This is a genomic window from Enterococcus sp. DIV1767, assembly GCF_050542585.1.
Lineage (GTDB): Bacteria > Bacillota > Bacilli > Lactobacillales > Enterococcaceae > Enterococcus_D > Enterococcus_D innesii.
In genome coordinates, this window is the sequence record NZ_CP172936.1 from 1287859 (window position 1) to 1300248 (window position 12390).

A 12390-nucleotide genomic window follows, 5' to 3' on the forward strand; every position below is an offset into this window, starting at 1 on the left:
AGTATCAGACGGAACAAGATCATCCGTCGTTTCGAAGAAAGGAAGAGCATTATGGCAGTAACAGGACAAGTACATTCAACAGAAAGTTTTGGATCGGTAGATGGACCGGGTATCCGTTTTATTGTATTCATGCAAGGATGCCGCATGCGTTGCCAGTTTTGTCATAATCCAGATACTTGGAAGATTGGCACGGGTGTCGAACGCACGACCGATGACGTCTTAGAAGAAGCGTTGAAATACCGTGAATTCTGGGGACAAAAAGGTGGGATCACTGTCAGTGGTGGGGAACCGTTACTTCAAATGGATTTTCTGATCGATCTGTTTCGCAAAGCCAAAGCAGAAGGGGTCAGCACAACATTGGATACTTGCGGAAAACCATTTACACGAGAAGAGCCTTTTTTCAGTAAGTTTCAAGAGTTGATGACTGTGACTGATTTGCTGTTGTTTGATATCAAACATATCGATAACAAAGCCCATAAAGAGTTAACTACTCAATCCAATGATAACATTTTGGATATGGCGAATTATCTTTCAGAAATCAATCAACCTGTCTGGATTCGCCACGTGCTGGTTCCATTTAGAAGCGACTATGATGAATTTTTGATCCGTTTGGATGAGTTTATCAAAACACTGAATAATGTCGATAAAGTGGAGATCTTGCCTTATCACACGATGGGAAAATACAAGTGGGATGAGCTTGGTTTGAAATATCCCCTTGAAGGCATCGAACCACCAACAGAAGATCGGGTGAAAAATGCCAAACGTTTGCTTCATGTAGACGACTATAAAGGCTACTTAACCCGTTGATTAAAACAGGAAAGAAGAGATTGCTATTGCTTCTTTCCTGTTTTTTTACTATGATTAGAAAGTGAATATCAATTGAAATAGGAGCGATGAAGAAATGTCGAAAATATTAGTGTTCGGTCATCAAAATCCTGATACCGATGCCATTGGTGCAGCGATTGCTTTTGCGAACTTACAAAATCAACTCGGGAAAGACTGTGAAGCAGTAGCGCTTGGTACACCAAATGAAGAAACACAATTTGCACTAGATACCTTTGGTCTGGCTGCTCCTCGTGTGATCGATTCAGTGGCAAAGGAAACCCAAGAAGTAATGCTAGTGGATCATAACGAATTTCAACAAAGTGCAGCAGATATTGCGGATGTTACTGTATTAGCAGTGGTCGATCATCACCGTATCGCTAACTTTGAGACAGCTAACCCACTGTACTATCGTGCAGAACCTGTTGGTTGTACCAGTACGATCGTCTTGAAGTTATACAAAGAAAATCAAGTGGAAATACCAAAAGCGATCGCAGGAATCATGCTTTCAGCGATCATCTCCGATACATTGTTATTCAAATCGCCAACATGTACCGATGAAGATGTAGCGGCAGCAAAAGAATTAGCGGTTTTAGCAGGTGTTGAACTGGAAGCATACGGATTGGACATGTTGAAAGCCGGCACAAACCTTGGGACAAAATCAGCAGCAGAATTGCTGGACTTGGATGCAAAAAGCTTCCCAATGGGCGGGAAAAACATCCGTATCGGGCAAGTCAATACGGTCGATCTAAAAGAAGTCTTTGACCGTCAATCAGAGTTGGAAGCTGCCATGAAAGAATCAATGTCAGCAAATGGCTATGATCTGTTCTTGCTGGTTGCTACTGATATCTTAGACAGTAATTCTGAGCTATTAGTTGTTGGTGAACCAATTGCCCCAGTAGAAGCAGCGTTTAACACGACATTAACCAACAATCGTGCCTTCTTACCAGGAGTTGTTTCTCGTAAAAAACAAATCGTTCCTCAATTAACCGCAGTTTTTGAAGGATAATTTGAATAAATGTCAGAATGCTGGTGAGATCTGTTTTGGTAGATCAAGCCAGCATTTTTCATGATTTTTTGAATAAGGAGTCCACACAGTGAAATTTTTTCATAGTCCCCATTATCGTTCATTACAACCGATAGTGGCATCTTCTGAATTCCATGATTTGGTTCATGTGCTTCTAAGCTGTCAAGAACCGCCGACATTACGAGAGCTAAAAGTGAAGTTTCCGGAGGTGTCATTTGATAAAACTCTTGACCGCTTGATCGCATCAGCTTTGATCATCCGTAAAAATCGACGCTATTTTTTAGGTTTTCCTGTTTATACTGAAGAAGATCAAAAGCAGTTGCAAGAAAGTGACGGTTTTTATCAAGAAGCCCTTGATTGGTCAACACAAGAGATTGCTGATTTTATCAAAAGCTTTACGGTGACAAGTGCTGAAAACAAATATTTTTATGGTTGTTTGCAAGGAGTGGAGCAAGGAGTCGTGTATTCGTTGACTCATGAGACGTTTCAGATGATCACTTACGCAGAAGCGCCATGGCCACCGACACTACCGGCTTTTTTTGAAGCAAATCGCCAGCTACAAAATCTAGCGGTTTATGACGAACTAATGGATTTGATCGGCGATGTCGATCCAGTCTATTACTTAGATCAAGTAAGTGTCATCTTTGAACGTATCCGTAAAAACAAAAAAGTGCGTTCAAGTATTTTTCTAGAATCGCTCCAACGATTGAAAATTGTCAGTTCTGAGCTAGATTTCTTGCTGGAAGAAATAAATTGTGATAATCTAAAAAACGGTCGTTATCCTCCTTCTGAAAAGGATAGTTTCTTGCAACGATTAGTGATTGCTCAATTAGCAATAAGGACAGGTTCATACAACACTTTATTTTTCAATAATATTTGATATTTCTAATAATTGTGTTATTTGTTTAAAATTATATGATTTTTTAAAAGCTGTTAGACATCATTCTAACAGCTTTTTTTAGTTTTCTTTAAAATGATAATTTGATGAATAAAAATTAAAAAACAACAATCGTTTTGTTTGGAGTTTTGATTTCTTGGTGATATGATGATTTCAGAACTTTGAAAGGGGATATAAAAATGGAAGGATATAAAACGGTTGAGTTTGAACAGTTGGAAGGGCATAAAACGAAAGCAGAAATGATTACATTCGTATCGATGACAGAAATAGAAGCTGCTCGGCAAGCAATTACAAATGCGGGGATCGATGAAACACGTTTTTCTGACGGAGATCTCATTCTGGCATTGAAGCAAAAGGAACGATTTGGGGCAAATACAATCGTTTCCGTGGTTATTGATTGGCTAGTGAATCAAAATTACTTAGTGAATCCAGCCCATGCTCTGCGTTACTTGGCAAAGAAAATGGCTGATGGTCCTGTAACGAGTTATAAACTATTAAGTGAGAGTGAGTTTGACTGTGATGGGAATTACTACTTGATTGGTCACACTGGTAAATCATTGGCGGTAAATAAAGCCTATAAAGTGTATACTGACGGGCAAGTAAAAGAGCTTTGGCAAGCAAAATAGTTGAAGATGATTTCGGCTCTAGCGGGGAAAGAAAGTGACTGTAGAAACAGTTGTTTTCAAAAAAGGATCAAATATTGAAGGTTGTGAAAGATGCGTGAAACTAAACATTCGAATCGGCTTAGCTGGCAGTCATCTTCTGATTGGTGCATTCAGCCTGATCGGCGCACTGCTGACGCTTTACAAAGTACCAACTAGTTTTGGTACGATCCAAGTCTTGTTAGGTGAAATTTATTATACCGATACGGTATTTGACCGATTTACTCAGCTTTTCTTATTGGGGATCATTAGTCTTTATACCGTAGTGACGAGTTTTTATGGGTTTCGATTTTGGTGTTTTTGCTCCGCCTCTTCTGCATTTGGGACACTGTTGGCATATGTTGAATTAACTGAAACACTTCCGATGATGGTTGTTTTTATCCTAGTATTGGTAAGTTTGTTTCAGTTATGTGTAGTCACATACTTCATTTTCCAAAAGCTAAAAAGTAGAGCTGAAACAGGTTGAACAGATACGTTCAAGCTGTTTTTTTCTGTCCAGAACAATTCGTTCGTATCATAGGGTTATTACGTTACTAGAAATTTATTTTATGCTATGCTAGCAGTAGAGAACGTTTGCTTGCGAATCTTTCTCAAAGGGTAAAATCGTGACAGTGATCGATGGTCACAGAATAAGCGATCAAGATGAATTGAAGGAGGACTGATGAGAGAGTGGTTACCAAACAACAGGAACTGACTGCAGAAAAAGACTTTCTGAGTGGTGAAAATTTTTATGTCCAACATTTCTTAGGAGCCCATCAAGTCGATAACGGCTATGTGTTTCGCGTTTGGGCACCAAAGGCTCAACAAGTTTGGCTTGTTGGCGATTTCAACCAATGGACAGACACTTTGCCAATGAATAAAAGGGCAGAATCTGGAGTCTGGGAAATTGAGACCAATCAAGTAAAAGCAGGCCAGCTTTATAAATACAAAGTCAAACAAGCAAATGGACGAGAAGTGTTAAAGATTGACCCTTTTGCTGTCCATTTTGAAGCTCGACCAGGAACAGCGGCAGTCTTGCACAAGATTCCTCCCAAAAAATGGCGGGACGGACTGTGGCAAGGCCGCAAAAAAAGACAGAAAACATTTAACCGACCTCTAAATATTTATGAAGTTCATGCCAGCTCGTGGAAGCACCACGAAGACGGCACCCCTTATCGCTTCTCTGAATTAAAAGATGAACTTATTCCTTATGTGAAAAAAATGGGTTATACCCATATTGAATTTATGCCATTGATGGAACATCCATTAGGTACCTCTTGGGGCTATCAGTTGACAGGTTATTTTGCGCTCAGTTCCTATTATGGGACACCAGAAGAGTTCCAAGACTTTGTAGAGGCATGCCACTTAGAAAATATTGGTGTCTTTGTTGACTGGGTACCTGGACATTTTTGTGTCAATGACGACAGCCTCGCTTATTATGACGGGACACCAACCTTCGAATACATGGACGAGAATCGAGCCAAAAATGTGCGCTGGGGAGCAATCAATTTTGATCTAGGGAAACCGCAAGTCCAAAGCTTTCTGATCTCAAGCGCCTTGTTTTGGATTGAGTTTTATCATATCGATGGGATTCGAGTGGACGCTGTTTCCAACATGATTTACCGCGATTATGACGAAGGACCTTGGGAGCCCAATCACGAAGGCGGCAATCGCAATTTTGAAGGCTATTACTTCTTGCAGAAGCTTAATTCCGTTATTAAATTAGCCCATCCAGCAGTGGTCATGATAGCAGAAGAAAGTACTTCTGAGACCAAAATAACAGGAATGGTCGAAGAGGGCGCGTTAGGATTTGATTATAAATGGAATATGGGCTGGATGAACGATGTCTTGCGTTTTTACGAGATGGATCCGATTTTCCGCAAAGACCATTTAAGTTTGCTTTCTTTTTCTTTTATGTATCGGATGCAAGAAAATTATATTTTGCCTCTCTCGCATGATGAAGTTGTTCATGGTAAAAAAAGTTTGATGCACAAAATGTGGGGAGACCGCTACAAGCAGTTTTCACAATTACGCAATCTTTATACGTACATGATGATGCATCCAGGAAAAAAACTATTGTTTATGGGAAGTGAATGGGGTCAGTTTTTAGAATGGAAGTACGATCACGGTCTTGAATGGGTCGATCTAAACGATTCCCTAAATGCAAAAATGCAGTTCTTCACCCAAACCTTGAATGAATTGTACAAAGAAGAACGAGGTCTTTGGGAGCTAGACGATCAGGAAGAATCGTTGGAAGTGATCGATGCAGATAACTTAGATGAAACGACATTGACTTTCTTGCGACAAGGGAAAACCAAAAAAGATTTCTTGATCGTTGTGGTCAATCTAACACCGGTGGAGCGGCACGATTTTGCGATCGGTGTTCCGTATGAAGGAACATATCGTGAGATTTTAAACACGGAACGGGATATATTTGGCGGAACTTGGATTGCTAATAACCAAGACTGTCAAACCAGTCATACCCCTTTTAAACGATATGATTATCAAATCAAAACAATTTTGCCTGCACTTGGGGCTTTGATCATCAAACCAGAAAAAATCAAAATGACTCGTAAAAAAGGACCAACAAAATTACGAAAAAAAGAGTAAAGGGGGAAAGGTGAGTAGATCACCAAATAAAATGAAAACAGAGATGTTAGCAATGATCCTCGCAGGGGGACAAGGGACTCGATTAGGGAAATTAACAAAGAATATTGCTAAACCAGCGGTTCCATTTGGTGGCAGATATCGGATCATCGATTTCACGTTGAGTAATTGTGTCAATTCAGGAATCAAAAATGTGGGTGTTGTCACTCAGTACCAGCCATTAGCACTAAACAACCATATCGGCAATGGTGCGAGCTGGGGATTGGATGGCATCAGTACCGGAGTGACCATCTTACAGCCATATTCAAATTCAGAAGGCGAAAAATGGTTTGAAGGAACCGCCCATGCCATCTATCAAAACATCGCCTATATCGATGAGATGGATCCGCAATATGTCTTGATTTTATCCGGCGATCATATCTATAAAATGGATTATGAAGAAATGCTGGAAAAACACAAAGAAAATGATGCTTCATTGACGGTCGCAGTTCTCGAAGTTCCGATGAAAGATGCTTCTCGTTTCGGGATCATGAATACTGATAAAAATGACCGCATCATCGAATTTGATGAAAAACCAGCCGAACCAAAGAGCAATCTTGCTTCGATGGGGATCTATATATTTGATTGGAGTCGTCTACGCAGTATGCTATTGAGTAATTACACAAAAGACGGCGAAATGGTCGATTTTGGGAAACATGTCATTCCTTCTTATCTCGAAAGCGGCGACAACGTTTTTGCCTATCGCTTCTCTGGCTATTGGAAAGACGTAGGAACGATCGATTCCTTATGGGAAGCCAACATGGAATTTATTGATCCAGCCATGGAGTTGAATATCCGTGATAAAAGCTGGCAAGTGTTCTCTAAAAATCCAATCGCACCCCCACATTTTGTAACTGAAACCGGTGCTGCAAGAAATTCGCTTGTGATGGATGGCTGCTATGTTGCTGGGGAGATCGAGCACAGCATTTTATCAGAGAATGTGCAAGTGAAAGAAGGCTCGACCATCAAAGACAGTGTGATCATGCCAGGAGCGGTGATCGGCAGAAACGTCAAATTAAACCGAGTGATCGTTGGGGAAAATGCAGTGATTGGTGACGACGCAGAAATCGATGGAACAGACGAAATTGCCGTAGTCGGCTATTCTGAAATTTTAGGGGTGACGATTGATGAGAACTAATAAAATGTGTGCAATTTTAGGGAACCTACAGCGATACCAAGACTTGATGCCATTAACGGAAAATCGTCCGCTATCAACCTTGTTATTTGATTGCAAATATCGCTTGCTAGATTTCAATCTTTCAAGTATCGAAAATGCCAATATCAAACAAGTCTATATGATTTTCAATGAAGGAGAAACGCAGTCGGTCTTCGATCATATCGGTGGCGGAAAAGAGTGGAACTTGGACGGCGTACAAAACCGGTTCTTTATCCACTTATTCCAAGACTCATTGAAAAAGCAAGCCGAAGGGCAAGAGTACTACTATAATGTCATTGACTATCTGGAAAAATCCAAATCAGATCATACTGTATTTATGGGCAGTAAGATCTTATGCAACATTGATTTGCGTGCATTGCTGAAAATTCATCAACTACAAGGCAATGAAATGACTGTGGTGTATAAACGTATCGGCAGTGATCATGTTTCTGAAAGCGACTTGTTGTTCAATGTTGACAGTGAAGGTCACTTAGAAGAAGCGATCCAAGCGAAAAAAGGGGAAGTTGGCTCCTTAGTCAATTTATGTACGGATATTTTTATTATTCAAACGGATCGACTGATCACGGCTCTTAAAGAAGGCCAAACGGTTGGCGCAACGGCGGATCTCGGTCAATTTTTAAGAGAAATGATCTCTGTAGAGAATACCGGCCTTTATGAATATACTGGTTATTTAAGTAATATTTACGACATCTCTTCTTATTATCAAACCAACATGGATATGTTAGATGTGCACAAATTCACTTCATTGCTTTATTCGAATCAAAAAATTTATACCAAATTGAAGAATGAAGTACCAACCTATTACTCGGAGACGTCTGAGGTGAAAAACAGCCATTTTGCTTCTGGTTGCATCGTGGAAGGTATGGTCGAACAGTCACTGGTTGCCCGTCGTACGAAAATCCATCCTGAGGCAAAAGTCAAAGGCGCAATCATTTTCGGGAATAACGAAATCAAAGCAGGTGCGGAAGTTTCTTATGCGATCTTAGATAAAAATGTGACCATCGCAGAAGGTGTAAAAGTTCAGGGAACCAAAGATGCGCCGATCGTTATTAAGAAGAATTCTCATGTGACAGAAGATGTTATCGGAGGAGCAAGCGCATGAAGGTTTTGTTTACAGCAGCAGAATGCGCCCCGTTTTTTAAAACAGGCGGATTAGGGGATGTTGCAGGTGCATTGCCAAAAGAGTTGGTCAAAAAAGGCGTCGAAACAGTTGTCGTCTTACCTTACTTTACGAAAATGCCTGCCGAATACCAAGACCAAATGGAGGATTGTTTTTCCTTTGAAGTGGCGGTCGGCTGGCGCAAGCAATATTGTGGGATCAAAAAATTAGTTCTAGGCTCTGTGACCTATTATTTCATAGACAATCTCTATTATTTTGGTCGCGAACGTCTCTATGATTTTTATGATGATGGGGAACGCTTTGCTTTCTTCCAATTAGCCGTGATCGAAATGATGGAACGCATTGAATTTATTCCAGACATCGTTCATGTCAATGACTACCATACGGCGATGATTCCGTTCTTGATCAAAGAAAAATATCATTGGATTCAAGCGTATCAAAACATACGCACCGTTTTGACGATCCATAACATTGGGTTTCAAGGGTGGTATAGTCGCGATATATTACCAGATCTTTTTGGGATGGGTACGGAAAGATACGATGATGGAACCTTGCGCTTAAACGATTGCTTGAACTTTATGAAGGCAGGAATCTTGTATGCTGACCGCATCACGACCGTCAGTCCTTCCTATAGTGAAGAAATCAAAACCTCTGAGTTCGGCTGTGGGCTTGAAGTCATTTTACGTATGGAAAGCGGCAAACTCAGCGGCATCTTAAACGGAATTGATTATGAAATGAACGATCCAGAAACCGATCCTCATTTGGACTATCCTTTCAGTGTCGAGGATTTATCAGGAAAAGCCAAAAACAAGCGAGCGCTACAAGAACAGTTTGGCTTGCCAACTCGTAAAGAGGTTCCGTTGATTTCCGTTGTCAGTCGTTTGACCACTCAAAAGGGGTTCCATTTAGTTCTTGAAGAAATGGAAAACCTCTTGCAATTTGATGTCCAGTTTATCCTATTGGGAACCGGTGAGCATGATTTTGAAGAAGGCTTTCGTTACTTTGCGCAGAAATATCCTGACAAATGTGCCGCCGCGATTTCTTTTGATATCGCATTGGCGCAAAAGTTATACGCAGCAGCGGATCTCTTCTTGATGCCTTCCGCCTTTGAACCATGTGGACTATCGCAGATGATCGCGATGCGTTATGGTACATTACCCGTCGTCCATGAAATCGGTGGCTTGAAAGATACGGTAGATTCCTATAATCCGATCACCAAACAAGGTACCGGCTTTGGCTTTCAAGAGTTTTCACCATTCTACTTGATGAATGCCTTGAAACAAGGAATCGAATTGTACGAATCGGATCAGACAACCTGGAACGCTTTAGTCAAGCAAGCAATGAAAAAAGATTTTAGCTGGAATCAAAGCTCAGATCTTTATGTTGAGTTGTATAATAATATCAAAGTTTGATTGTTTTAAGACAGAAGAATCCTTGTCTGCAACAGAACGGTTAGTTGTATGACTAGCCATTCTGGCGGCAAGAATTCTTCTTTTTTATAAACGGTTAGCATAAAGGAGTGTAACCCTATGACAAAAGAACGATTGCGTGAACTGCTAGAAACCAACGTGCACGAACTGTTTGCGATAGAGATCGATGAAGCATCGCCGCAGGAATTGTTTCAGGCACTAGCCAATGTTGTGAAGCAATTGTATTCAGAAGACTGGCGCCAGACCAGAAAAAATCTCTTGTTGGAGGATCAAAAACAAGCGTATTATTTTTCTATCGAATTTTTACCCGGCAAAATGTTAAAGAGCAATCTGTTGAATATGCAGCTGTTGGAGCAAGCAGAAGCCGTTTTTGAAGAGCTAGGGGTTTCACTTGACGATGTTGCGGAAACAGAAAAAGACATGGCTTTAGGCAACGGGGGCCTGGGTCGCTTGGCGTCTTGTTTTATGGATTCATTAGCTTCTTTAGGTTTGCCGGGAAATGGCAATGGGATTCGCTATCGCTACGGATTATTTAAACAAAAATTTATTGACGGTCATCAAGTAGAATTGCCCGATGATTGGTTGCGTTCGGGGAATGTTTGGGAAGTTCGCAAAGAAAGCAAGGCGGTGCCAATTCGTTTCGGCGGACAGGTCTATCTCGTTACCGGAGAGGACGGAAAATTAGCCCCAGTCTATGAAGGTGGCTTTACCTGGCGGGCGGTTCCTTATGATACAGCAATGGTTGGCTATCAAAATCACCATCTCAACACCTTGCGCTTATGGAGTGTTGAGGTCCCTGCAGAAGATGAGGCGCACTATGCCACACTAGAATCGCGCCAAGCGTTGGAAAATCTGACAGCGGTCTTGTATCCCGATGATTCCAATGAGACAGGCAAACGGACCCGGCTGATGCAAGAATACTTTTTTGTGTCTGCAGGGATCCAAAGTATCGTCCGTTATTATAAAAAGTTAAATTTACCTTTGGCCATGATGAGTGAACGAGTTGCGATCCACATCAATGATACGCACCCAGCCCTTTGTGTCCCAGAACTGATGCGCATTTTAGTTGATGAAGAAGGCCTTGCTTGGGAACAAGCGTGGTCGATCACCGTGAAAGTCATGAGTTATACGAACCATACGATTATGGCGGAAGCTTTAGAAAAATGGCCCGTGCGCATGATTGAAGAAGTTTTGCCGAGAATGGATCAGATCATCAAAGAAATTGATCGCCGTTTTGTGGAAACGATGCAAGGGGTCCATCCGCAAGTCTTACTGGAACGGACGCGAATCATTATTGATGATCAAGTCCATATGGCACATCTCGCCATCATCGGCAGCCACAGTGTCAATGGCGTAGCCAAGCTCCATTCTGATTTACTAAAATCAGTGGTACTCCATGACTTTTATCTTATTTATCCTGCCCGTTTCAACAATAAGACCAACGGCATCGCGCAACGGCGTTGGCTTCAGCTAGCCAATCAACCGTTAGCCAAAGTGCTGGATCAGTCCATCGGTACAAGCTGGCGCAATGATCCATTAGACCTGCAACTGCTCAAAAACTATTATAAGGACGAAACCGTTCTGCAACAAATTGCCGACGCAAAAATGAGCAATAAACGAGCGCTGTCTCGTTACATTCAACATACGACTGGTGTCACAGTTGACCCAACAGCAATCTTTGATGTGCAAATCAAACGACTACATGCCTACAAGCGACAATTGTTAAATCTCATGCACATCTTGAAGCTCTACTTTGAGGTCAAAGACGATCCGACTGCAACGTTTTATCCAAGAGTCTTTATCTTTGGCGCTAAAGCAGCACCAAGCTATCACTATGCCAAATCAATCATCAAAGTCATCAATGAAGTGGCGAATCTGATCAATCATGATGAAAGCATCAATGACAAAATCAAAGTTGTCTTTTTAGAAAATTACAACGTTTCTTTGGCAGAAAAAATTATTCCAGCAGCGGATGTCAGTGAACAAATTTCGTTGGCTTCAAAAGAAGCATCGGGAACAAGTAATATGAAATTAATGCTGAATGGGGCAGTAACGATCGCCACTTTAGATGGTGCGAATATTGAGATTCGAGATGCGATCGGTGATGAAAACATTGCGATCTTTGGGCTAACGGAAGAAGAAGTGTATCAGTATTACGCCCAGCGTAATTATTCTGCCTATGCGTATTATGAGTCAGATCCAGTATTACAACGGGTAGTCAATGCCTTTATAGATGGGACGATCCCGAATATCCAAGTAGAAGGTCGCGAGATTTTTGATTCACTTTTGAAATACAATGATGAGTACTTTTTATTAAGAGATTTCCTCGCCTATTGTGATGCACAGCATCGGGTAGATATTGCTTATCAAGATACCCATCGCTGGCAAAAAATCAGTCTAATGAATATTGCGAATGCTGGGAAGTTTTCAGCGGATGAAACGGTGCGAAATTATGCAGCAGATATTTGGCAGATCGATCCATTATTTGCCCATATCAAAGAACCAAATGCGGCAAGCTTGACGGAGTCAGTGCCTCCCTTGGGGAACAGTTGAAGTGACTTCGGTTGAAATGGTGTAGTCTTTCGTGAAATTCTCTTTTATTTGTGGTATGATGAAAAAAATGCATGTA

10 protein-coding genes are annotated in these 12390 nt (G+C 41.2%); all 10 read left to right on the forward strand.

Features of this window, described 5'->3' with window-relative positions; translation table 11 throughout:
- The first annotated feature begins 51 nt into the window (after positions 1-51).
- The 10 genes from pflA to IGI78_RS06265 all read left to right on the forward strand — a co-directional run bounded on the left by pflA (position 52) and on the right by IGI78_RS06265 (position 12314).
- A complete protein-coding gene (gene pflA, locus IGI78_RS06220; protein ID WP_140965459.1) occupies positions 52-807 on the forward strand; it encodes a pyruvate formate-lyase-activating protein in 756 nt (251 codons plus the stop codon).
- 94 nt (positions 808-901) lie between these two features.
- Positions 902-1831, forward strand: coding sequence for a manganese-dependent inorganic pyrophosphatase (locus IGI78_RS06225; protein WP_081119140.1), 930 nt, complete (start codon positions 902-904; stop codon positions 1829-1831).
- A gap of 88 nt (positions 1832-1919) precedes the next feature.
- Positions 1920-2729, forward strand: a complete 810-nt coding sequence (locus tag IGI78_RS06230) for a DUF1803 domain-containing protein (protein WP_140965460.1) — start codon at positions 1920-1922, stop codon at positions 2727-2729.
- A 197-nt stretch (positions 2730-2926) separates the two neighbouring features.
- Positions 2927-3373: a hypothetical protein gene (locus IGI78_RS06235; RefSeq protein WP_081119138.1), complete on the forward strand. Its 447-nt coding sequence runs from the start codon at positions 2927-2929 to the stop codon at positions 3371-3373.
- A gap of 94 nt (positions 3374-3467) precedes the next feature.
- Entirely contained in the window at positions 3468-3875 is a 408-nt protein-coding gene (locus IGI78_RS06240; RefSeq protein ID WP_077452679.1) for a hypothetical protein, read from the forward strand.
- 203 nt (positions 3876-4078) lie between these two features.
- Positions 4079-5998: a 1,4-alpha-glucan branching protein GlgB gene (gene glgB / locus IGI78_RS06245; RefSeq protein ID WP_081119137.1), complete on the forward strand. Its 1920-nt coding sequence runs from the start codon at positions 4079-4081 to the stop codon at positions 5996-5998.
- Between the two features lie 31 nt (positions 5999-6029).
- The gene (locus IGI78_RS06250; RefSeq protein ID WP_016610807.1) at positions 6030-7172 is read left to right on the forward strand and encodes a glucose-1-phosphate adenylyltransferase; all 1143 of its coding nucleotides are present in this window, start codon (positions 6030-6032) and stop codon (positions 7170-7172) included.
- On the forward strand, positions 7162-8313 hold the full coding sequence (gene glgD, locus IGI78_RS06255) for a glucose-1-phosphate adenylyltransferase subunit GlgD (protein ID WP_077452536.1): 1152 nt from the start codon (positions 7162-7164) through the stop codon (positions 8311-8313). Before IGI78_RS06250 ends, glgD begins: the two co-directional genes overlap by 11 nt.
- Entirely contained in the window at positions 8310-9743 is a 1434-nt protein-coding gene (gene glgA, locus IGI78_RS06260) for a glycogen synthase GlgA (RefSeq protein WP_081119136.1), read from the forward strand. Before glgD ends, glgA begins: the two co-directional genes overlap by 4 nt.
- A gap of 117 nt (positions 9744-9860) precedes the next feature.
- Entirely contained in the window at positions 9861-12314 is a 2454-nt protein-coding gene (locus IGI78_RS06265; RefSeq protein WP_195265750.1) for a glycogen/starch/alpha-glucan phosphorylase, read from the forward strand.
- Positions 12315-12390 lie beyond the last annotated feature (76 nt).

Excerpts from the sequence above, each read along its gene's own strand:
- IGI78_RS06225 (WP_081119140.1), top strand. The coding sequence starts at position 902 with ATGTCGAAAATATTAGTGTTCGGTCATCAAAATCCTGATACCGATGCC.
- glgD (WP_077452536.1), top strand. The coding sequence starts at position 7,162 with ATGAGAACTAATAAAATGTGTGCAATTTTAGGGAACCTACAGCGATAC.
- IGI78_RS06235 (WP_081119138.1), top strand. The coding sequence starts at position 2,927 with ATGGAAGGATATAAAACGGTTGAGTTTGAACAGTTGGAAGGGCATAAA.
- pflA (WP_140965459.1), top strand. The coding sequence starts at position 52 with ATGGCAGTAACAGGACAAGTACATTCAACAGAAAGTTTTGGATCGGTA.
- glgA (WP_081119136.1), top strand. The coding sequence starts at position 8,310 with ATGAAGGTTTTGTTTACAGCAGCAGAATGCGCCCCGTTTTTTAAAACA.
- IGI78_RS06265 (WP_195265750.1), top strand. The coding sequence starts at position 9,861 with ATGACAAAAGAACGATTGCGTGAACTGCTAGAAACCAACGTGCACGAA.
- IGI78_RS06250 (WP_016610807.1), top strand. The coding sequence starts at position 6,030 with ATGAAAACAGAGATGTTAGCAATGATCCTCGCAGGGGGACAAGGGACT.